Source organism: Methanothrix sp., assembly GCF_024518575.1.
Classification (GTDB): Archaea; Halobacteriota; Methanosarcinia; order Methanotrichales; family Methanotrichaceae; genus Methanothrix_B.
Genome location: NZ_JANIHG010000024.1, coordinates 1 through 20,722 on the forward strand (window position 1 = coordinate 1; position 20,722 = coordinate 20,722).

A 20,722-nucleotide genomic window follows, 5' to 3' on the forward strand; every position below is an offset into this window, starting at 1 on the left:
TGTGGGATGCATTGATATCTGCAATTATCGTTGAACCAGTGGGATTGATGCAGGTGATGGCAAAAAGTGATTGCGACAGCTCATGCGAGACCAAATAAGATTCTTGGAACCTCTGAGCGTTCAGGATCGGTATCATGAATAACATCGGTCGGCTTGTTCGTGCCAGAACAGTTGATGAAGCTTGGCGGCGAGGTTTGATCATCATATGGCGGCAGGGCGCCGAGATCGAGGACGAGAGGGGCTCTAAGACAAAGGAGCTGATGAACCTCCTGGTTGTCATAGAGGATGCGAGCTCCTGTGTTGCTCCCCGCGAGTACCCGTGGACAGAGGATCGTCTGGATGAGTATGCATCACAGCTTCTCTCTCCCGAGAACCCCGGCTTCGAGTACACCTACGGAGAGCGTCTCAGATCCTGGAACGGCGAGGTGGATCAGATCGCTGAGATCGTAAATCGCCTTAAAAAAAATCCCAGGACGAGAAGGGCGACCGCGGTGACATGGATTCCTCCGGTGGATCACAGGAGAGAGGAGGTGCCGTGCATGGTCGTCTGCGATTTCAAGATGAGATCCGGCAGGCTGAACCTGACCGCGATGTTCAGGAGCCACGACTTCGCCGGAGCTTATCCCGCGAACCTATACGCTCTGACGAAACTCCTCCACCACGTTTCAGGGGAGACAGGAACGGTACCTGGGAGCATCACCACGCTCAGCGCATCAGCCCACATCTATGAGCACGACTGGGACTGGGTGGAGGGTCTGATCGTGGGGGAGGGGCATGCGGGCCTTTAGGCTGGGGATGAAAGCGAAGTCCTCCCTTCGACTTGCTTGAAGACAATTATTTAAGACTAGCTCTATATTTAAGATCCTCCATGCAGCTCCTGGAGCTGCGTTATTTTCCTCAGCTCATCCCTGAGGGATTCTGGCAGGCCCTTTATCTCCACGTCGAGGAATCCTCTGACGATGACCCCTGTTGCCTGGTCCTTTGTCAGGCCCCTCGCCATGAGGTACTCCAGCTCCAGCTCAGAGATCTTGCCGACTGCAGCCTCGTGAGACATGTCGAGGCCGCCACATCTCCCATCCAGCTCTGGTATGGAGTCTATCCTCCCCTTCTCAGAGAGTATCAGCCCGACGCATTCCAGATGCGCCTTGACATCGGGCACCTCGCCGACCATCTTCCCGCGGGTTATTATCTCTCCACCGACCGAGACAGCTCTTGTTATGGAGTCTGCGCTGCATCTCGGCGCCCTGAGGACTATCTCGCTTCCGGTGTCGAGATGCCCCTCCTTCGCGTACAGCACAGTGTTGAAGCTGGCGACCGCACCTGGCCCATCAAGTATCGCCTTCGGGTATGTCTGAAGGGTCTTTGCCGGCGTCAGGCAGATGTAGTTGTTCGACAGCGTGGCGCCCTCCTCCATGTATATACCTGTCCTCGGCCTGACATCGACCTCGCGCCCCCAGCTGTGGATCATGGTGAAGCTGACGTGAGCGCCCTTCTTTATGAAGAACTCAGATACACCAATATGCAGACCTTTCTGCACATGGCTTGGAGTCGTGCACCCTGTGATGACGTGAAGCTCGCTGCCCTCCTCCGCTATTATTATGTTGTGCACCCTCTGGTTCAGGTTCGTCTGCCCGAGATAGAGGCAGCTCTTCAGCGGGAATATCGTCTTCGCGCCACTCTTCGCCCTCAGAAAGTACCCTGCAGGCGGATGCAGCGCGACGTCCGCAGTGTACTTGTCCTGGTCCACAGGAACAAGCTTCCACCAGTAGTCCTTCAGGCCATCATACTTCTTCAGAGCGGTTGCTATATCCAGCACCTCTATGCCCTCTGTTGAGGATCTCGCGACGACCGGTGTCTGGTCCATCTGGATGTAGGCGCCTCCGACCTCCTTCTCCAGACTCACGCCGACATTCAGCGCTGCCTTCCTGACGTCCTCCGGAACCTCCTCAAGTCGCTGAATCTCCTCGTGCGGCTTCGCCTCGACATCGTACTTCTCCAGATCAACATCCGGACCGTAGGTCGCCTTCTTGCCCAGAGCCTTCTTCGCCCTCTCAGCTATGTCGGACATAGGCACCTGACACACCCCTCGTATCCTCTTGTCTTGATCTGCTCCAGTATCTCCCTCGGGCTGCCTGTGCAGACTATCGTGCCCTCCATCATAACATGGGCCTTGTCTACTGAGATGTAATCGAGTATATGGCCGAAATGAGTTATTATGATGCCCGATCGGGTCCTCTTGCTCGGCTTCGTGTCCTTCTCTGTGAGCTTGTTTATCGCCCTGCCGATAAGCTTTATGTTCTCCAGATCCACTCCAGAGTCCGGCTCGTCGAGCATCACAAGCTCAGGCCTCTGCGCAAGCAGCTGGGCCATCTCGGATCTCTTGATCTCGCCGCCGGAGAAGCCCCGATTGACCTCACGATCCGCAAACTCCAGGAAGTTCATCTCCATCAGAACCTTCTCCGGTTTCGCCTCAGGGTTGCACAGCTTTATGAGATCCTTGAGCTTCAGCCCCCTTATTGCAGGCGGGCTCTGAAACGCGATCCCTATCCCCATCCTGGCCCGCTCATCCATTGGCAGGTGAGTTATATCCTTTCCTTTAAACAGTATCCTCCCGCTCTCCACGACATATCTGGGCACGCCTGCTATCGTATTGAGCAGCGTGGTCTTGCCGCATCCGTTCGGCCCGAAGAGGGCATGATTCTCTCCCCTATCGATCTTGAGGTTTATGCCCTTCAGAACCATCCGGCCGCCGATGCTGACGTGCAGATCCTCTATCTCAAGCAGCCCGAACACCTCCATGGTTGGTGGATTTCCTTTGACTTTTCTCTTTATTTACACTTTCGCATCATCCTGCTGTGTTGAATAATTAAGAGTTCTAAGGTCGAGAGCTATCGATTTTTACTAGAATTGCAATTCGTATGAATCCAGCCTTTACTATCGGATTCTCAAACATTATTCAACACAGCACATCATCCCGGAAGGGCGGTGTGCCGGAAATCACGTGTGTATGCCGAGGGATCTTGAGGATGCGGAGCTTCAGACCACATCCACGATGACGCTCCCCTGCACCTTTTTTCCGGCGGAGTCACGGACCTTAACGACTATGAGATGCTCACCCCTCTTCAGCCTGCTCGAATCTACATTTATCCTGCTTCCCGACCCCAGGTAGCGGTCCATGCTAGACCACCATTCGTAGGTGTACGGGCCTCTTCCGCCGCTCGCTCTGGCCTCCATGACCACAGGACCCTTTGAGAGGACAGCCCCCGCCTTCGGGGAGATGATCTTCGCGGTCAGCTCTGAGGGTGCCGAGCTGCTCTGGGGGTTCTCCTGCTCAAGACAGCCGGATACGAGAAGCAGGATCAGCACAGAAATAACCGATATCGTCCTCATGTTCCAACCACCAAACAGAGCTTCTTGAATGTCCTACCTGAGCCCTCAAAGCTGCATGAAGTTATCTCTGTCAGGATATCTAACTGTTGGTTTCGGCATCTCTCATGCCTGGATCGTAGCCTGACCATTGAATAGAGCATGCTGAAACGGAAATACCATACAGTATGCTCATGATGTAGGTCAGATCCTGCCGATCCGGTGGTGCGAGCAGACTCAGATGCCAGGAGGCATGAGAGGCGGTCTGAACACTCCCTTCTCTGTTATTATCGCGCTGACAAGATCGACCGGCGTGGCGTCAAACGCGGGATTGTAAACTTTCACATCCCCGGGCGCGAGCCTCGTGTCTCCGAGACGTCTGAGCTCGTCTCCCTCCCTCTCCTCGATAACTATCCCAGTCTCATCGTGTGCCGCATCGAATGTCGAGAGCGGCGCTGCCACATAGAATGGAACTCCGTGCGCCTTCGCGAGAACAGCATGCGTGTAGGTCCCTATCTTGTTGAAGACCGCGTCCTTGGTGATCCTGTCAGCTCCCACAATCGCCTTATCTATCATCCCCCTGCGCATCAGCATTCCAGAGGCGCTATCGCATATCAGCGTCACATCTATGCCATCCTCCATCAGCTCCCACGTGGTGAGCCTCGATCCCTGGTTCAGGGGCCTGGTTTCGCATGCATACACATGAATCTCCTTTCCATCCATCACAGCCTGGCGTATCACGCCTAGGGCTGTGCCCCACCCGACACAGGCAAGCCTGCCGGCGTTGCAGTGCGTCAGAACTCTGTCGCCATCGTTCAGGAGCTTCGCGCCGTTCCTGCCGATCATCCTGTTGATGATCAGATCTTCTTCTGCGATCCGCTCAGCCTCTCGAAGCGCGATCTCCCTCACCTCATCAGCGATCTCTCCGGCCTGAGCCGCTCTCAGAACCCGGTCCACACCCCATGAGAGGTTGATCGCTGTCGGCCTCGAGCTTTTGATCATCTCTCCAGCTATCTCCATCTCGTGCAGCACACCATCCCTGTCAGGAAACCCAGACCTCATCGCGGCCAGGGCGATGCCGTACCCGCCGGCGGCGCCGAGCGCGGGCGCGCCGCGTATCTTGAGGGAGGTTATCGCGTTTACGAGCTCCCTCACGCTTCTGATCGTGATCACTACAAACTCCGCGGGGAGCCTGGTCTGGTCGATGGTCTTTATCCCATCGTCCCACCATATGGTCCTGGATTCAGAGATCATCTCTGCGAATCACCTCCACATTTCCGTTGCGGGCGAGGTGGAGCTCATGTATTCTTGTGAATATCCCGTGCTCAACCACGCCCGGTATCTGCGATATCTCCCGAGCGAGAGCCGCAGGATCCCGGATCTCTCCAAACGATACATCCATCACAAAGTTGCCGTTGTCTGTTATCACAGGCCCATCCTTCATACAGGCCTGGCGTATCACAGGAGACCCACCAATTCTGATGATCTCGCGCTCGACGACCCTTGCTGCAAACGGCAGGACCTCGACAGGAACGGATCTGTTCAGCACCTCCACATACTTCGATCCATCTGCTACAATCACGAAACGTTTGGAAGAGATCGATACCACCTTCTCCCTGGTGTGCGCAGCACCTCCGCCCTTGATGGCGTTCATCCTCATGTCGATCTGATCGACGCCATCTATGGCCAGGTCCAGCAGCGGATTCTGTGAGAGGGTTGTAAGCGGAATACCGCACTCTATCGCCAGCGCCTCCGACTGATACGATGTTGGAACGCCGAGAATATCGAGGCCGTTCTCGATCATCCTGCCGATCGCCCTTATCGTCCATGCGACTGTGGAGCCTGTTCCGAGGCCAACGACCATGCCATCCCTGACAAGCAAGGCCGCTGACTCTCCAGCAAGCTTTTTTTCATCGATGTTGGTATCAGGCCTTCTCTCCGTATTGATCCCCCTGCAGAATCTTCGAGCGCACTGTTGTGAACACCGGCCCGCGGATATCTATGCGTTTCTTGTAGCTTGTGATGTATCTCTCCAGCGCTGGGTCGATTCTCACATTGATCTCGCCCGCGGTCCTCACGATCCTAACCCTGGTCTCGCTCTCCCTGCCCTCAATGGTCGCCATCTCGACCTCATGCGCTGCCAGCTCCGCGAACGCATCTATGAATCTTATGCCGGTCTGAACGCCCTCCTCGAAGGCGGCCTCCCACTTCGGAGTTCTCGGTATTCCAAGTATCTCGTTCTTGTAGACAACAATCTCGTTGAGGTAAGCAGGACCGCAGAGCTTTGTGTTCTCCTCCGGCTCGACCACAGAAACACTGACCCTCCGGCCGAAGAGCTCGCCCTCCCACGCGTTGAACTCGCATGGTGATGGCGTGTTTCCGTACCTCACACAAGTCTCCACGATAGATCTCGCGATCTCTCTCCCTGTGCTGGTCATCGGGCTCTTATCCACATGTATCATCCTGGCGATCTCGATCGGCTTCAGGCTCCAGTCTGGCTGGAGCTGCGGGTAAGATAGAGCACGCAGGTCCTTCGATCCGTAGAGTATCATCGCCAGGCGCTCAACGCCAAGCCCGAGGTTCAGAACCGGGTATGGGATATCGTACTGGGCAAGAGCCGTTGGCGAGTAGACGCCAAATGTTGCTATCTCGACCCAGCCGCTCCCGTACTTCGTCTCCGAACCCACAAGTCCTGGATGGTAGGCGTAGACCTCTATCTGCGTCCCCGGGATGTAGTACTTGGAGCGCTTCTCGTCCGGCCTGAACCTGAAGTTCTCGAAGCCGAACTGGCTCAGAAGCCCCTCTGATATCGCCTTCCCTTCATCCACAGACATCTCCTCGTCCATCACAACGCAGCTCGCAGAGTGATAGGACATCAGGCGGGCTGCATCCTCCGACTGCTCCCTTCTGAAGCATCTGTCTATCGAGAAAAGACGCACGGGCAGGGGCGTCCTGTACCACAGGTTCGAGAGCGATACGAACCACCCAGAGGTCATGTGGCTCCTCAGGGTCCTGCTCGTGGGCTCCGGCCTGAGCTCTCTGAACTCGGGGAAGACGCTCTCGAGCATCATCGAGACCTGCGAGTCTGAGGCGTTGATCGCTCTGGAGATCTCCGGAACCAGGTCATCGCCCTCCACAGCGCCCTTCTTGTAGCTGTGCAGGACCTCTCTCAGAGCCTCTATCTCCTCAGCGGTGAGATCCCTCCCCAATATCGATCTGATCATCGAGAGCCTGCTCTCTGAGATGCCAACATCCGGCCGCGGCAGGCCTGCAAGGTAAAAGCATCTGTCAAGAACAGCAAGCGCCTCAGATCCGAACTGTCTGCGGACCTCCTGCGCATCAACTATAACAGGATTCATCATCTCTGTGAACCCCATGCGCAGGTAGGCCTGCCTGAGCCTCTGGATCGTCTCGAAGACAGGATGCGGTCTTCCGTGAGGATAGCTCCTTCTCGGATAGATCCTCTCCGGCGATGGCCTCTCGAGATAATCAACGCCACGCTTCCATGCGCTATCAAAGTCCTTTTCAGCAGCCTCTCTGATCTCGGCCGGGTCGAACTTCATGCTCTAGAGATCTGAGTACGAGCCTTTAAGCTTATCCTCCAGAAGGGCGAGATGCCTCTCGAGGGACTGTATCTGGATGGCGTTTGTTATATCGCCGCGCGTCCTCTCTATCATCGACCTCGCCAGATCTGTCTTCCGGCGGAGCCCGCGCATGATCGCCTCAGGATAATCGAACCTCATGAGCATGTGGTATATCTCCTCCATTATCTCGAGGAGGACCTCCCCATCCTCAGGCCTGCCGTTTCTTATTAATTCCAGTATGCTCCGCCTGAGCTCGCCCGTCAGATCGCCAAGACCGCTGAGATAGCTCACCGGATCTACATCGAGATCCTGATGCGTGGGCATTCTCCCCTCAAATATCAGTGAGTACAGAACGCTCGCCTCGACGAACTCCTGCTCTGCATCGTCCACGAATCCTGAGTATCTCACGTCCTGGTGATCTCGCAGGAGGTCCTTTATCTCTGAGAGATGCTCCCGCGCCTCTTTAAGGCGCACCTCCGCCTCGCTCCGCTCCCTTCTGTGAGTGGCGCGTATGGCGGTTGAGGATAACCTGATGACGATTCTGGACCGCCTCAGAGACTCCTCCCTGGCAGCATCCTTCTCATCGAAGTGTTTTAGGAGCTCATCGATGAGATCGTCCAGATCGCTCTTGTGTGATTCATCTTTAGGGATCATTTAGTGAGTTTGATCGATATCGCCTGCAGTTCTCAATATAAGCGGCGATCACATCCTTCGGACTCTGGAACAAATCCTCACTGTTTCATAAACCTTCTTATCCTGCTCAGGCTCGTCTGGCCCTGCACGAGGGATCTGGCCTCCGTGACGTATCTTCCCCTGTATCCGTTGAGCGAGGAGAATACAAGCTGCCAGTCGACGGTCCCGGAGCCGACAGGAAGATGCTCATCCCTCTCACCGTGGTTGTCGTGTATGTGGACGTGTGTTATCCTGTCTCTGAGCTCCAGGAACTCCTTCAGGTTTCCGTTTGTGTTTGCATGCCCAACATCGAGCGTGAAACCCAGGTTCTCCCTGTCGACTGTCTCCATGATCCCAACGATCTCGAACGGCGCCCTGCCCAGCAGCGTGGGTATGTTGACCATGTTCTCAACAGCAATTGTGATCCCCAGGTCAGCGGCGTGATCGCATATGCTCCTTATTCCGAGAATGTTCTGCTCCCATGCGCGGTCCGGCACCTGCGTCCCGAGAGGGGATAGATGGCCGGGGTGAACCACAGCGAGCTCTGCGAGATCCGCCGCCAGAGTCAAACAGCTCTTCATCTGCCTGACGCTCTCTTCCCATATCGGCTGGTTCACGGATGCAAGGTTGAGATCTGAGTATGGCAGATGGAGTGTTATAACCAGATCTGTCGTCTCCGCTATCTTCCTCGCCTCGTCCACGTTATCTTCGGTGAGCCGCTGCATGCCCTCGCAGACTATCTCCCAGCCGGTGTATCCTAAATCCTCAAGCTGGTATGCCCAGTCGAACGGCCTGTTGACCAGTGCGCTTGAGGAGAAACTTATCATGGCTCCACCTCATCAAGCTCTATCTCCATCACAGGCTTGCCATCAACAGTTCTGGGCGCAAGCCAGTCCAGGACCTTCTCGTCGCCGGATATCTCCACATGTATAGATCCGAGCGGCTCTTCCTCTGGCGGGAAGCCAACACGCCCCATGAAAGCTCCGGGCTTGCTTATCCTGAACTGATACGAATCGCCTATCCTGCCAGCAAGCATCACAGACCTCGCTGTGTCCAGTATCCTCTCATCTCTTAATATCTTGCGGAAAACCCGGAGAGAGGATATCCCCCCGTAACCCTGTACCATATCATCCCTTATGTCAAGCGTGAGGTCTGGGAATATGCGCTCTATGGCCACCACAACCCTTTCCACCCTCTCGGTGGGCTTCACCAGGGCGCGAACCGTGACTTCGATCATGCTTGTCTCACTTTTTCCAATGGATTTTCATGCTCAGTTCATGAGAGCGGGGTCGCAAGGAGATCCCTCAGCGGTGTGATGTCTTGTACCTCAGCACAGCCGCGATCCCGCCGAAGGCGTGAAGGAGCTGGGCGCCCTCCTCGAAGTCTGTTGATATGATCTTAACAGCTGCTCCGCTCTGCTCAGCAAGCTGGGAGAGCTCCGTTATCAGATCCACCTCCTCTGTTATCGTGAGGGGCGAGCCGCACTTGGGGCACGTTCCCAGCGATGGGGATGATGGTGTTCTCGTCCTCTCCTCTGAATAATCACAGCTCTGGTTCTGACATCTGACCTTGGCTCTTGTCTTTATGAGTCCCTCTGAGAGAAGAAGTAGATCAACCGCGCCGAGGGCGAGGTTCTGGCGCACCTCTTTCTCTCCGTAAGATGCGAGACCTCTGTCGCTCACGAGCTCCTTCATGAACCGGCGCATGGCCAGCTTCTCCTGGGTGAGCTCAAGATCAAGCAGCCTCTCCTGCGCAGCCTCGACGAGCTCCGAGAGGCCAGCCTCATCTGTGTATGAGACATCGAATGCATCCAGTATCTTCCTCTGGAGCTCATGGTGGAGGAAGTTTCCGGCGACGAACTCCTCCTTTGTTGGGGATGGGCCGCCTATGAGTATGCCCTGAAGCTCCTTTGGATCTATGCTAAGAAACGCATCGTTCGCAGCCTCGCCGATCCTCTTGTAGAAGTCGTGGATGGCTATGAGCCTAAGCTGCTGGAACCTGTGAGAGGACTGCCCCCCTTTCCTCTGCTTTCCAGGAACTGTTGATGTGAGGTGCTTCAGGGGCTCTATCCTCTTGCCCTTGAGTATGCCTATTGTCGCCTCCCTTCTGTCGAGAACTATGAGACCAAATGTCTTCTTCTCGGAGAGCATTTCTTCAAGCGGCGTGAGAAGGAACGACGAATCGCAGTGGTAGCGGTATGTGGTGATCGGCTCCGGCGGCTCTATGACCTTTGTGTACATGTCTGTCCTGTTGCCGCCGATGTCGACTGCGCCGATGAATAGAACGACACCGTTCTCAGGAGGCCTTGGGATCAGCCGGAGCCTGGCCATCGCCGACTCCAGCGCGCTCTGGACGTTGGTCCTCGTGAGCTTCGACTTTATGTTGGCAGCCTGGCCGTGCTCCTCCCTGAGCTGGGCCATCACGTCCGAGATCTGCTTGTCCGGCGGGATATACAGTGAGATGAGCTCTGTGCCCCTTCCGGATTTCGATCTGAGCTCATCCAGCAGACGCTTGAACTCATACTTTTCCTGTGCAGAGATCTCCATCTTCTCTCCTCAGATTGATACTGCCTGAAGTAGCCACAGACCCAGATAAAATCCTTTGCGTGGCTGGATGCAGGGGGATCAACCGCGGATTCTGGTTGGGGGCTGGATGCGTGAACGGGCTCCCAGGAATAAGCATGAACTGAGATGAAACAGTCGTGTACCCGAAAGCTGGGCAGGCTGTCGAGATCAGCGTGCACCATCAACCCGCATGAACCCACCGAGGTCGCATGCCTCTGAATTCAGGGATGCGGGCACGCGAACCGTGCGGTCCTCGTTGAGCCGATCGTCATCGATTACTTCGGATCATCATTTGTAGATATGTATGTTTCATTCGGCTTTACAAAGCTACTAAAATTGCCATGCATAACGTTTATATATCAATCAAGATCGATACGTTCTGGGTGGTGGCTTGCTGGACAAGATCTTTGGCAGGATGAGCGGTGGTTGCTGCGGGCGTGTTGTCAGCCTTCAGCAGATAAACGTCGGAGGTCGCCTCATAGGTATCATGGGAATGAACGAGGTCTTCCAGGATTATTTCCGGAAGGGAAAAACGCCTGATGAGGCGATCGGTGATGAGCTTGTAAAAGACCTCAGGAGATTCAACTACATCGCTGAGGGAGCGGAACAGCTTTACAAAGAGGCCTTCTTGAGGGAGTACAGGCGGTACTACGAGGCCAGAACGAAGTAGAGCCCGTCGTTTGCCCATTTTCATATTTTTGGATGCAGGATAACTGATGCCTTACCTGCATCGGGCTCTGGATATTCGGGGTGGTCGGGATGTTTCATGACAATTTGGTGGTAGCTATCGATTTCTTTATGATGATCGCGTTAGAATTGACTGTTCTGTTCATAGGTGTGACCTTTCTAGTGGGACTCATTCACGAGTATGTGCCGGATGAGACTGTAAAGAGAGCTCTTGGCGGCAGACACATCATTGCAGGCAGCGTTTTAGGTGCTGCTTTTGGGGCGCTCACGCCGTTCTGCTCCTGCTCCACAATACCGCTGCTTCTTGGGATGCTCAATGCCGGAGTCCCATTTACAGCATGCATGGCATTTCTGTTCTCTTCACCACTGCTGAATCCAGTCATAGTATCGCTCTTCGTCGTGCTGCTGGGATGGAGGGTTGCTCTGCTGTACCTAATCGTAACCTTTGGGGTGGCGGTTTCGGCCGGTCTGGTGCTGAATGCCCTTGGCTTCGAGTCGCAGGTGAAATCTGTGGCTTTTATGAGGGACGATCAGCCAACTCAGGATGCAGGATCGAGGATACGGAGATCTGCTGATTTTGCCATCGCCCTCTTTCGCCAGCTCATGCCGTACCTTCTGCTTGGTGCAGGTATTGGGGCGTTCATTTACGGTTTTGTGCCATCAGATCTTGTCGTCCGGATCGCAGGGCGGGACAACCCTCTTGCCATCCCCGCAGCTGCCCTAATCGGCATCCCCCTCTACATCAGGGCTGAGATGATTCTTCCAATCGGCCTGGCTCTCATCGATAAGGGCATGAGCGTCGGGGCTGTGCTCGCGCTCGTCATAGGTGGTGCTGGGGCAAGCATCCCCGAGCTATCCCTCCTCTCGGCCATCTTCGAGAAGAGGCTGCTCGCGGCATTTGTGCTCACAATCTTCACCACGGCAATAGCTGCAGGTTACCTGACAAACCTCATGTAGGTCATTTTTAACTCGCCGGAGTGGCCAACGTCTCCAGGCAGTGAGGAAGACGGAGCTCTCCCCGCTACGGTCTTATTTTTGTGTGATGGGGTTCTGATAGAGTAGCGTGTTTCCCAGAGAGCGAATATGATTCAGCTCCGACGGTGATGCTCCGCCATTCACAGCGAGTTGGTTAAAACCATGAGAAGATTGCAGCTGAGGCGGCGCTCTCATGCATCGAGCTCAATCTGTGATCGGCGAGAACGTCCTCGGGTCAAGTGAGATCGCAGCCTCGCAGAAAGAGCATGCAGTCTCAAGGTATCGGTTCTCGCTTATTGCGCGATCCACATTCTCCTGGGGTGTGAGGTACTGCGTCATCTCCTCTCCACAGATCGGACACCTGACCCTGAGCCACTCCAGCCTCGTGAGGGATCTGACGATTCTTATCAGATCGGCCACTGCGTTCGCGAATGCGCCGGATGAAAATGTGATGGGGACGACATCCTCGATGAAGAATGGCAACTCCACCCCATCCTCTAAGATCGGAATTATCAGATGGTCTACAGCTTTGGCAAATCCGATCTCCATATTAACCGTTCTGGAGAATATCGAGTTCGATGTCACAATGGGCACAAAGCATTCGGATGATCTTATGCCGAAGGATGCCCATCCGGTCCTGGAGATGCCACGCTGGTATCTGAACTGAGATGTGAGAGACTCGATACATATGCGATAAAGCGCAGAACTGAGATCTCCTGCAAGATCTGCATCAGACTGACTGTGAGAGATGTATATTTTGGATATCATGTTTCATCCAGACCTCGATTGAGTGCGCATAACCTGCAGTTTGCATCATCAGAGCAGCCCCATTCCCCATAATGCCTGCCCGTAATTCGAACGTCGCTATTGCGTCCTCGGAGACCAAGCGCCTTCAAACTTTATATCTGGATGAAGACTCCTATTAACCTTCCTGTCCATGACTTCTGTGCGTACGATTCAGCAATTATCGCAGGGACCCTTCGAAACTGTTACATAGAGCCCTTGCCAAGTATATGCAGGATGTGACTTTCTTGAAGGTTGTGGTGTACTACAGCGGAGAGTTCGGCGAGAGGGTCATCGGCAATCTCCTCAACTACTCCGGATTCTGCATATCATGTGGAGAGGCTTGCACACACTGCAGAAGCGGAAAGTACAGCGGAGCCGAGGATATCGTGGCGGTTGTTGAGATGCCAGATCCTGCATCTCTGGGGGATTTCATAGATGATGTCGAGCCGCTGCTCCCCCCAGTTCCAGAGGCGGATATCGCGATAGTCATAAATGTGCATCCCGACATACTCTTCGGATTGATCCCAAAAATGAAGGATGCCGGGGTCAAGGGGATAATCGGATGCTCCGAGAGCCCGAAGGATATGCCCTTGGGGCTTAGAATCCAGGTATCCAGGGCTGCGGAGGAGCTGGGCATGGAGGCCGCATTCTCCAAGCCGTTCTGTGCCATGAGGCCCGATCCTCTTAAGCCGAACATAGCAGCGTTTCTGGATAGAGCCATGATCGGCGAGCCTGAGCTGGAGATAGTGCTCCAGAAGGGCAGAGAGGGGAGAGATGTTATCGCTGCAGCCAATGTCATCAGGTCTGCTCCCTGCGGATCGACGTGGTTTGTGGCAAAACGGCTGATCGGCATGGAGAAGGACGACCCCGGGATGCATGAGAGGATCTCAGAGGCTCACCATGCATATCCATGCACCGCGAGCATGGACCGGGATCCTGAGATCGGAGATACCGTGCTGCACAGGGCAGGGTATATAATAAGGGACAAGGTGGATGAGGCGATCCGTAGAGCTGCGTCCAGGTAAGGTTTTTGTAATACCCGTGTGGTATGTGAAATCATGATGTTTCCTTCATCCTTCGCCTGGGCTTTCGCGGTGATGGTTGTGAGCGAAGCAGGCGCTGCAGAGGCAAAGAGGTGGGTCGAGAAGGGCAATTCGCACTTCAACTCGGGAAGATATGAGAGCGCTCTGGAGGCATACGATCGCGCTATAGAGCGAGATCCGACCAGCGTGGACGCTTGGAACAACCGCGGCATAGCTCTATCTTACATGGGAAGATATGAGGATGCACTGAAGAGCTACGATGAGGCGCTCAGGCTCGATCCGAACCATGCGTTTGCCTGGAACAACAAGGGCATGGCGCTGGGATCGATGAGGAGATATAAGGAGGCTCTCGCATGTTTTGACAAAGCCCTCGAGATAGACGCATACTTCATAGGCGCATGGTACAATAAAAGCCATGCAATGGCAGCTCTCGGCAGAGCAAGGGAGGCCCGGGCTGCGATGATCACGGCAAAGATCCTCGAGAGCGCGGCGAGGAGGTGCAAGTGATATCTCACCTGCGTTCACGTTAGCCTAGCATCTCCATAAAGCTCTCGAAAGATCCGGGATCGAGGCATGTTTACAGGAAATCAGGCAGAGGGTCCCCCTTCAGGAGAGGTAATGAGTGGCATACGCTGTTTGGTCCTGAAATTATTTCGCCGTCGTCACAATTGTATGCAGTTTGAATTATTCATATATTAATCACAACCCAGGCAACCTATGTGCGATTGCGAAACATGCTTCTAAAGGCATTTTTTGCCTGAAAGCCATTTCAGGAGTCTCAATTCGTTCTAGATCCAAGCTCCCATGAGGCCTATCGTTATACCAGCGTATGAAATCTTCAAATGAAGAAAAAGCCGATCTATGCCTGGTATCTTCGCAGAAGAACCGTTCTAGCTTTCTGTTGGTTTGTGGATGCTTTACTATGGCCAATATCTGCTTAATGCCGTATTTTTCGATACGATTTTGCAGGCGATTTTGCAGGGACGACCAAAACGCACCCCCGGTAAGGGTTCCCTGTCCGGACTCTTTGTATGCCTTTATGATCTGTTTAACCCTCCTTCTTGACACCTTCACGTCCCACGCAATCTCTTTTGTGGCCATACATTTCCGTTTTTGGCGAAGAACATAGCGAACCTTCTCCAGGTGCTGTGTTGAATAATGTTTGAGAATCCGATAGCATAGGCTCGATTCATACGAATTGCAATTCTAGTAAAAATCGATAGCTATCGACCTTAGAGCTCTTAATTATTCAACACGGCATCTCCAGGGTTAGCTCCATATCCCCGGACTATGACGCCGGAGTTAGATGAGACGCGAAATAGTTTCGGAACTCTACAACACAGCAATACGATCGACAAGCTAATATATCAAGAATTGTGACCCGATCGTATCAAGATAAAAATTACATAACTATGGGGAATATAAATTGGCGTCCGATAATTCGCGGAAACAAAATGATAGACCCATCCTCTTTGTATTGACATACTTTTTTGCAAAATGCTTACCAACTTCCACTATTTGGCGTTGAAGCTCATGTACGAGAGACTGTTCAGCAGTGGGCGTATTGGGCGGGTCGAGATCAAGAACCGGGTTGTAATGACGCCGATGGGTACAGCACTTGCAGCGCCAGGTGGGGGGGTGAACGATGACATCATCGCTTACTATGAGGCACGCGCAAAAGGGGGGGTCGGCCTCATAGAGAGTGAGCTCTGCCGTGTGCTGGATGGTGCGGGGGCGGCAATGACCTGCCAGCTCGCTGCCCGAAGACTCGCCGACGTAGCTGGACTGGCACGTTTAGTTGATGTCGTTCACAAGTACGATACAAAGATATTCTTCCAGCTCCACCACCCGGGCGGCCAGGGATCTTCTGCAATAGGTGGCGAGCAGATAGTCGCAGCATCGGCAGTCAAAGCACCTACTGCCTCCGAGACCCCACGCGCACTCGATGTCGAAGAGATAGGGAGAATCGAATCAGCCTTCATCTCAGGTGCATTGTATACGAAGATGGCAGGCGCTGACGGCGTCCTGCTGCACGGCGCGCATGGCTATTTGATCAACAGCTTTCTTTCTCCATATCTGAACAAAAGAACTGACGACTATGGCGGTAGCTTAGAGAACCGAATGCGCTTCCTGCTCGATATTATCAGAGGCATCCGCGGGCGGTGCGGAGGCAACTTCCCGATAGGCGTACGGCTCTCCGTCGAGGAGTTCCTCGGGAAAGAGGGAAATGACCTCGAGGAGAGCAGCAGGATCTGCGAGGCGTTAGAGAAGGCAGGGGTCGACTTCATCGATGTAAGCTGCACCATCCCGGGAAGCCCTGAGGTCTGCGCCTGCATAGAGCCCGGGACCTACGAGCAGGGCTGGAAGAAGTATATGGCTGCAGAGATAAAGAAGCATGTGAACATTCCAATTATTGCGGTCTGCAACATCAAGGAGCCAGATGTGGCAGAGCAGATACTTATCGAAGGGTGCTGCGACTTTATCGGAGTGGCCCGTGGGCATCTGGCAGACCCAGAGTGGTGCAACAAGGCCCAAGCAGGAGAGGCCCAGACAATTCGCAAATGCATCGGCTGCCTCTCCTGTTTCCAGGAGATAGAGAGCCAACGCCACGTCAAATGCGCAGTAAATCCTAAACTGGGACGTGAGCGGGAGTTCGAGAACCCCAAACACAACGGCCAAGGGCGAACGGTCGTGGTCGTCGGCGGTGGTCCTGCCGGCATTGAGGCCGCGCTGCTTCTCGATAGACGTGGGTTTCATGTCGTGCTCTTCGATCAGGCAAAACGCTTAGGAGGCACCCTGAACGTCGCAGACAAAGGATTGGGCAAGGAGAAGATAACAAAGCTGGTCGACGGATTGATTGCGCAGGTTGACTCAAGCGACATCGAGCTGCGGATGGGCGAGGAGGCAACCGTCGAGAAGGTCAAGGCCCTATCTCCTTGCGGGGTTTTCATAGCCTGCGGCGCTAGGGCGTCTATACCGCCAATACCTGGCATAGGCGGAAAGAATGTCGTCACAGCCGAGGATGTGCTCATTGGAAGAGCCCAGCTCAAAGGAGATTGTATTATACTTGGCTCTGGCATGACCGGTCTTGAGACTGCTGAGGTTGTGCTGAGGGCCGGGCACCGGACAACGGTAGTCGATATGCTGCATGAAATCGGCCAGGGCATTCCCATCATGGTCCTCATTGATATAAAACGGCGGCTATCAGAGTATGGACCGGTCTATATGCTCGGACATAAGGTCTTGGAGATAACAGAGGATGGAGTCGTCTTGGAGCGCGTTGATACCGGCGAGAAGGTGTTCGTCAATGCCGAGACCATCATCTTAGCGCTCGGAGTTCAACCCCGCAAAGACGTCGTTAATGCCTTTAAGGCCGCTTTTCCAAAGGCGCATGTCATCGGGGACGCAAACCGCGGCGGAAGGATCATTGAGGCTACACAGGAGGCCTATGGCAAGGCATTCGTCTTTGAATCCTGACAATTCCTGGAATGGTAACTAAAGAGGGTATATGATGAAGAACGGAAGCTATTTCATAGAACGCGAAAAGCTCAACGCTTTTATGAAGAGGGCTGCGATGAATGAGGAGGAGGGTCTCTACATCTTCTGGGAGACTGATCCAACAATTGCGCGACGTGTGCTGCCGCCGCAGCTGGAACTGATCAATCCCGAGCATCCTCAGGTCTACTCATACTTCGTCAACATCAGGGAACCAACCTTCGCACCATGGTATATGGAAGCCGGCATCGGAATACTTGGTGCCAGGTACAAGGAACACACCGGCCTTTATTTCTGTAACCTGCAGCTGAGTGGTCCTGGCGCGCAGATGGGGTTGCTCTCAGGCCGCGAGATGTCGGGGCTTCCCAAGAAGATGTGCGAGAAGATCGTCGTTGAGAGAAATGATGATATCGCACACACAGTGGTGGAGGCAAAGGGCAGGCGCATCTTCGAGGCCGAGGTCGAGATGGGATGCTATAACGAGCCCATGATGGAGGCAGTATTCTCCGGCCTCGTCCCAGGCGCGAGCGCAGACGGCTACTGTTTTCTATTCAAATATGACATCATCCCTGACAAAGACGACAATGTGAGCCTGCAAAACGCCACGCTCCTCGGATATGACAGCGTCACGGACTATAGGAGCTGGGAGGCGGCCAGCATAAAATCGATCTCGATGGAGCCGTCGCTGGACGATCCATGGTCTGAGCTTGTCGTCGTCAAGCCACTTGGTGCAGCATACTCCATCAATTCCAACTGGGTTCGAGGGGTGCACGCATTGGCGAGATTCGAGGGAAGGGAGGCTGATAGCCTCTTCAGCTACCTGTTCGCCGGTCGTTACGACCGCTCGACCATCTGCGAGGGGCACCAGCGTTACGGATATCAATAGCGATTTTCGAGGGAGGAGAGAGAATGAGTGAGACGAAAAAGTACTACGAGAACAAGGTAGCTGTCGTTACTGGCGGCGCATCAGGAATCGGGCTGGCTCTCTGCGAGGCGATGCTGGCCTTTGGCGCCAACAAGGTCGTACTGGCAGATATCAACAAGGAGAAGCTCGAACGTGAGACAGCACGGCTCGAGGGAGAATATCCTGGCAGAGTGCTCGGCCTGGTGTGCGACGTTACCCGCGAGGATGATGTGAGGGATATGATCGCCAGGTCTGCTGACTTCGGTGAAGGGCGTATAGATATACTCTTCAACAACGCAGGAGTGGGTTTGAGCGGTCTATTTGAGGAGCAGACCAACGAGACTTGGGGAAAGGCTTTTGCGATCAACTTTTACAGCGCCATCTATGGCATACGTGCCGCAATTCCAATCATGCGAGCACAGGGCGGCGGGCATATCATTAATGTGATATCAGGCATCGTGTTTTCACCCATGGCTCAGCAGTCGATGTATTCAGCCACAAAAGCAGCATTGAACGCCTTAACTCTGGCCCTTCGTTATGAGTATTGGGATGAGAATATCTGCTTCACATCGGCAACCCCTGGCACAACGAAAACTGGTATCTGGGCAGCTGGCGGCTTTGAGCCGCCGAAAGGCGCTCAGACTGCCGAGCAGTCGGCGAGCAGGATCCTGGAGGGGGTCGCGAGGAGAGAGCGCCTCGTGCTGGGCGATGATCCCGATGTCGAGGGTGCGACCAACTGCTTCAATCCTCTGGTCGCAGAGGGTATGGACGCATATCTGCTCGATGTCGCCCGCAAGCGCAGGAGAGGTGAGTGGGTCGTCTAGCCGAGGAAGAAGCGCTATTGAGAAGGCGCTTATTCACCTTTTATCCTCTGGGTGATAGCGACTAAGACCAGCACCATGGATCCCATGACGATTATGAGGGTGGGAAGGAGCAGGGCATAGGCGACCATACCGAGCAGGCCAGGGAGGAGCAGAGGTGCAAGCATATTTATGCCAAAGAGGATGGTCACTATCCCAGTAGCCGTCAGCACTAGGGCTAATCGCCTGACGATAGGCGGGAGGGCAACCGGTTCTGCGGGGGGTTGGAAGATCTGGTACACCATTGGACCGACGGTCTTGGTGGCAAGGACCAGCACTCCTGAGAGGACGTTCTGGAGCCCGATGAGCGGCTGGATAACACCGCTCAGGATTCCCGGGACGATGCAAGAGAAGAACCCTGTGGCAGCAAAAAGTATCCCTAAAGCTATCGCTGGCCATGACCGACTCAGCTCGCTTCCCATGAACTCTCCGAGGGCCAGCAACTGAATGGAGGTCAGCACCAGCAGAAGGCCGAGCTGGCCATCGGAATTGAAGCTGGGGATTATTCCAAGGATCATCAGTAGGACGAGGGCTCCGAGCAGTATCAGGAGAGATCCCTGGTAGAGGTTGAAGGAGTTTCCCACCGTTAAAGATGTCTCTTTTAACAGAAAGAACCTGCTTTCTGGTTTGGATGGATCCAGCACTCTCTTCGCATCTGTTGAGATATATCGGCGGGTTGCCTTATGGATGCACCGGGCAAGGAAGAACAGACTAGTACCAAAGATGAGAAGAAACACTGCTGTCAGCGGATTTGGCATGATGCCCGGACGAAGAGTGATGATCCCCAATAATATCTCGATTCCATATACAAGGGCACAGGCGGCCGTCAGTTCTTGGAGGATCCCTGGGACCTTCATCCACTTTCTAGCCTTATCCTTGGATGTGAACAATTGCAGCATCCCAAACGTTCCAGCGATCAGGACTATTAAGCCTGCAAGGATGCGGATCGTCGCGCTCAGGTGGACAGGGTAGAAGATGGCGAGGGTACCGATCATCGCTGTCAAAATCCCAATGAATACGACCAGCCGCGAGCGTAGGACGTCTCCAAAAGGCGTCTTTCCCATTGTAATGACCTGCATCGATACGAGAACCACAAAAATACCATACATGCTCCCCTCACTATAGGGCAGCACCCCTCTATCGATCAGGAAAAGAAGCGCTCCAAAGAGGAGAAAGAAGACCCCGCCCACAACCAGCAGGACGACTTCGATGGATATGTCGATCTCCGCTTTATTCGTGATACTGGACTGCGACTGCGGTTGAGACCGCGACCCCTCCTGTAGTTTCCCGTTGATCATCTTATTCGCCGCCATCAATCCCCGTGCTAGTGCCTCGACATACGACCTGATCCAGCGATCAGTGCAGGGACACCAGGCTGAGAGCAGGGCAGATGAAGGATCGATGAATGAAGAGGATACCTATAAACCTATCATCGAAAACTTTGGACCTGTCCGAATAAGATAAAAGCCAGAGCTGAGTATAGGGTTACTTCAATGAAATTTAAAGAGGCGATGACATCTACATCTTTGATTTCTGTGTTATCCAGCATACCCCTCTTCAGCAGGAATAAGGTGCCTTAGAAATCAATCTTTTCGCGATATTATATGGTCTCATCCAGTGTGAGGAGGACGGCGTCAGTTCTTGGTGTGGGCAAGTCGAGTGTACATTACTGGATCACACGGTTCAAGGAGTCTCTTGATTATAAACCCGAGAATGTAAAGTCGCTTGGCATAGTGAGGTTCGGTGTAGACGAAGCTATTCTGAAATATAATGGTAGGAAATGTTA

General features: G+C 54.0%; 21 protein-coding genes. 8 read left to right on the forward strand and 13 right to left on the reverse strand.

Features of this window, described 5'->3' with window-relative positions:
- Positions 1-134: 134 nt before the first annotated feature.
- Entirely contained in the window at positions 135-788 is a 654-nt protein-coding gene (locus NQU42_RS05885; protein ID WP_296609828.1) for a thymidylate synthase, read from the forward strand.
- Between the two features lie 68 nt (positions 789-856).
- Here NQU42_RS05885 and NQU42_RS05890 read toward each other — a convergent pair whose 3' ends face one another.
- From NQU42_RS05890 to prf1, 10 genes are all read right to left on the reverse strand, one after another.
- The gene (locus NQU42_RS05890) at positions 857-2,068 is read right to left on the reverse strand and encodes a SufD family Fe-S cluster assembly protein (RefSeq protein WP_296609830.1); all 1,212 of its coding nucleotides are present in this window, start codon (positions 2,066-2,068) and stop codon (positions 857-859) included.
- A complete protein-coding gene (locus NQU42_RS05895) occupies positions 2,056-2,799 on the reverse strand; it encodes an ABC transporter ATP-binding protein (RefSeq protein WP_296609831.1) in 744 nt (247 codons plus the stop codon). The genes NQU42_RS05890 and NQU42_RS05895 overlap by 13 nt, the downstream gene beginning before the upstream one ends.
- A 237-nt stretch (positions 2,800-3,036) precedes the next feature.
- Entirely contained in the window at positions 3,037-3,390 is a 354-nt protein-coding gene (locus NQU42_RS05900; protein WP_296609833.1) for a hypothetical protein, read from the reverse strand.
- Positions 3,391-3,603: 213 nt separating this feature from the next.
- Positions 3,604-4,620 carry an S-methyl-5-thioribose-1-phosphate isomerase gene (locus tag NQU42_RS05905; protein WP_296609834.1) on the reverse strand — a complete coding sequence of 339 codons (1,017 nt, stop codon included), beginning with the start codon at positions 4,618-4,620 and terminating at the stop codon, positions 3,604-3,606.
- Complete coding sequence (rpiA, locus tag NQU42_RS05910; RefSeq protein ID WP_296609858.1) at positions 4,610-5,314, reverse strand: ribose-5-phosphate isomerase RpiA; 705 nt, start codon at positions 5,312-5,314, stop codon at positions 4,610-4,612. The genes NQU42_RS05905 and rpiA overlap by 11 nt, the downstream gene beginning before the upstream one ends.
- Positions 5,292-6,929 (reverse strand): O-phosphoserine--tRNA ligase, encoded by a 1,638-nt coding sequence (sepS, locus tag NQU42_RS05915; protein WP_296609835.1) that lies wholly within the window; start codon positions 6,927-6,929, stop codon positions 5,292-5,294. Before sepS ends, rpiA begins: the two co-directional genes overlap by 23 nt.
- A 3-nt stretch (positions 6,930-6,932) precedes the next feature.
- Positions 6,933-7,604, reverse strand: a complete 672-nt coding sequence (locus tag NQU42_RS05920) for a translin family protein (RefSeq protein ID WP_296609837.1) — start codon at positions 7,602-7,604, stop codon at positions 6,933-6,935.
- Between the two features lie 77 nt (positions 7,605-7,681).
- A complete protein-coding gene (locus tag NQU42_RS05925; protein ID WP_296609838.1) occupies positions 7,682-8,449 on the reverse strand; it encodes a sugar phosphate isomerase/epimerase family protein in 768 nt (255 codons plus the stop codon).
- Entirely contained in the window at positions 8,446-8,859 is a 414-nt protein-coding gene (locus tag NQU42_RS05930; protein WP_296609841.1) for an RNA-binding domain-containing protein, read from the reverse strand. The genes NQU42_RS05925 and NQU42_RS05930 overlap by 4 nt, the downstream gene beginning before the upstream one ends.
- A 67-nt stretch (positions 8,860-8,926) precedes the next feature.
- Positions 8,927-10,168 (reverse strand): peptide chain release factor aRF-1, encoded by a 1,242-nt coding sequence (gene prf1, locus NQU42_RS05935; RefSeq protein WP_296609842.1) that lies wholly within the window; start codon positions 10,166-10,168, stop codon positions 8,927-8,929.
- A gap of 409 nt (positions 10,169-10,577) precedes the next feature.
- Here prf1 and NQU42_RS05940 point away from each other — a divergent pair, with 409 nt between their 5' ends.
- Together NQU42_RS05940 and NQU42_RS05945 are read left to right on the forward strand one after the other, a co-directional pair.
- The gene (locus NQU42_RS05940; protein WP_296609843.1) at positions 10,578-10,856 is read left to right on the forward strand and encodes a hypothetical protein; all 279 of its coding nucleotides are present in this window, start codon (positions 10,578-10,580) and stop codon (positions 10,854-10,856) included.
- Positions 10,857-10,945: 89 nt separating this feature from the next.
- Positions 10,946-11,830 (forward strand): permease, encoded by an 885-nt coding sequence (locus tag NQU42_RS05945; protein WP_296609845.1) that lies wholly within the window; start codon positions 10,946-10,948, stop codon positions 11,828-11,830.
- A gap of 222 nt (positions 11,831-12,052) precedes the next feature.
- Here the strand turns inward: NQU42_RS05945 and NQU42_RS05950 are convergent, their stop codons facing one another.
- A complete protein-coding gene (locus tag NQU42_RS05950) occupies positions 12,053-12,616 on the reverse strand; it encodes a toll/interleukin-1 receptor domain-containing protein (protein ID WP_296609847.1) in 564 nt (187 codons plus the stop codon).
- Positions 12,617-12,888: 272 nt separating this feature from the next.
- On the opposite strand from NQU42_RS05950, the gene NQU42_RS05955 reads away from it, so the two are divergent.
- Together NQU42_RS05955 and NQU42_RS05960 are read left to right on the forward strand one after the other, a co-directional pair.
- Positions 12,889-13,659, forward strand: coding sequence for a DUF166 domain-containing protein (locus tag NQU42_RS05955; protein ID WP_296609860.1), 771 nt, complete (start codon positions 12,889-12,891; stop codon positions 13,657-13,659).
- Positions 13,660-13,692: 33 nt separating this feature from the next.
- Complete coding sequence (locus tag NQU42_RS05960; RefSeq protein ID WP_296609848.1) at positions 13,693-14,184, forward strand: tetratricopeptide repeat protein; 492 nt, start codon at positions 13,693-13,695, stop codon at positions 14,182-14,184.
- 192 nt (positions 14,185-14,376) lie between these two features.
- Here the strand turns inward: NQU42_RS05960 and NQU42_RS05965 are convergent, their stop codons facing one another.
- Entirely contained in the window at positions 14,377-14,778 is a 402-nt protein-coding gene (locus NQU42_RS05965) for a hypothetical protein (RefSeq protein ID WP_296609850.1), read from the reverse strand.
- 417 nt (positions 14,779-15,195) lie between these two features.
- Here NQU42_RS05965 and NQU42_RS05970 point away from each other — a divergent pair, with 417 nt between their 5' ends.
- The 3 genes from NQU42_RS05970 to NQU42_RS05980 are packed head-to-tail and all read left to right on the forward strand — an operon-like array spanning position 15,196 to position 18,900.
- Positions 15,196-17,154, forward strand: a complete 1,959-nt coding sequence (locus NQU42_RS05970) for an FAD-dependent oxidoreductase (RefSeq protein ID WP_296609852.1) — start codon at positions 15,196-15,198, stop codon at positions 17,152-17,154.
- 31 nt (positions 17,155-17,185) lie between these two features.
- Entirely contained in the window at positions 17,186-18,058 is an 873-nt protein-coding gene (locus NQU42_RS05975; protein WP_296609854.1) for an acetoacetate decarboxylase family protein, read from the forward strand.
- A 23-nt stretch (positions 18,059-18,081) separates the two neighbouring features.
- The gene (locus tag NQU42_RS05980) at positions 18,082-18,900 is read left to right on the forward strand and encodes an SDR family oxidoreductase (protein ID WP_296609856.1); all 819 of its coding nucleotides are present in this window, start codon (positions 18,082-18,084) and stop codon (positions 18,898-18,900) included.
- 29 nt (positions 18,901-18,929) lie between these two features.
- Here NQU42_RS05980 and NQU42_RS05985 read toward each other — a convergent pair whose 3' ends face one another.
- Positions 18,930-20,249 (reverse strand): DUF308 domain-containing protein, encoded by a 1,320-nt coding sequence (locus NQU42_RS05985; protein WP_296609857.1) that lies wholly within the window; start codon positions 20,247-20,249, stop codon positions 18,930-18,932.
- Positions 20,250-20,722: the final 473 nt, after the last annotated feature.